Below are 838 nucleotides of genomic sequence, written 5' to 3' on the forward strand. Positions count from 1 at the left end.
AAGCCGCACCGTCACCGCCGCCCCCGCATCCACCGTCGCGGAAACCGGCTCAAGAGAAGTCCAAATACTCACATGTGGACGTTAAACCGTGCGTGCGGGCCGGTCTCCAAGCCGCGAGGCAGACCCGCTGCCCGAACGGGACGCCTCAGCCCGACTCCGGGGCAGCCGGCTGGAAGAACCACACCTGTACGTCGTCCCGTGCCCGGCAGTCGGCCACCCGCAGCGGCTGTTCCGTCCCGGCGGCCTCCAGGCAGAGGTCGTTGCTGGAGAAGCTGCGGATCCAGTAGCGGCCCTCGCCCCGCTGGTCGAGCCACCAGAGCCCGTTGTCGGTGGTGTTGCCCGCGCAGTTGGACTGTTCGGCCGGGGAGCCCGGCCGTTCGGCTCCGCGGGCGGGCAGGTCCATGCACAGCCCGCCCTTGAGGTTGCGGACGTCGAAGACCACCGCGCCGCCGGGCGCCTTGTACTCCGGCAGTACGTGGAACGTCCACAGCTGGTTGTCCTTGCTCGTGGCGTCGCAGTGAAACCGGCCCACGAAGCCGTTGGCGTCCCCGGTGCCGTAGTCGGGCACGTCGGCGCACATGTCGGTGGCCACGTTCCGGATCAGCACGGGCGGCTCGCCCTTCCGGAGCGGCAGCGGCGGGGCGGCCGGCTTCTTCGGGGCGCCCTGGCCCCCGCCGTTCTTCTCGCCGGACGGTTTCTCCTTCTCGGCCTCCGGCGGCTCCGAGGAGGCGGCCGGCTCGGACTTCTCGGGAGAGGCGGACGGCTCAAGGGCCTCGGCGCTGGGGTTGGCGGCCTTCTCGGTGGCGAGGCTCTGCACGGTGGGGGCCCGGGTGAACCA

At 71.4% G+C, this 838-nt stretch carries 1 protein-coding gene; it reads right to left on the bottom strand.

Going from position 1 to position 838, the window contains the following annotated elements:
• Nucleotides 1–145: 145 nt before the first annotated feature.
• Nucleotides 146–838 (bottom strand): RICIN domain-containing protein (locus tag GCU69_RS01165; RefSeq protein WP_170315751.1); only part of this gene is annotated, 693 nt, incomplete at its 5' end.

The organism is Streptomyces lycii, assembly GCF_009735685.1.
GTDB classification, from domain to species: Bacteria; Actinomycetota; Actinomycetes; order Streptomycetales; family Streptomycetaceae; genus Streptomyces; species Streptomyces lycii.